Origin of the sequence: Streptococcus sp. 1453, from assembly GCF_013276955.1 — a bacterium.
Lineage (GTDB): Bacteria > Bacillota > Bacilli > Lactobacillales > Streptococcaceae > Streptococcus.
In genome coordinates this window covers 1-222 of the sequence record NZ_VMLZ01000034.1, presented here as the reverse complement: position 1 = coordinate 222, position 222 = coordinate 1, and the positions used below count along the sequence as shown (strand labels likewise).

The 222-nt window shown below is 43.2% G+C and carries 1 protein-coding gene; it reads right to left on the bottom strand.

Annotation, left to right across the window (positions count from 1 at the left end):
- Nucleotides 1-222 (bottom strand): DUF1542 domain-containing protein (locus tag HW098_RS10240; protein ID WP_176140027.1); only part of this gene is annotated, 222 nt, incomplete at both ends.

Here is a 222-nt window from a genome sequence, read left to right as displayed (position 1 = left end):
GTATGCGTGGCTGGGGTTGGATTATCAACACTATCAATCGCAGTCAGACCATTCTGCTTAGCTTGTTCAACACCTGTTTGATTGGTTGCCGCATCAACTTTAGATTTCGCATCACGTAAGGCTGCTTCAACTTTGTTGATTGCCGCATCCCTCTCCTCTTTCGTAAGATGTTGGATACCATTAATCGTAGCCTTCTTCTCGTTAGCTTTTTGATCAAGTTTT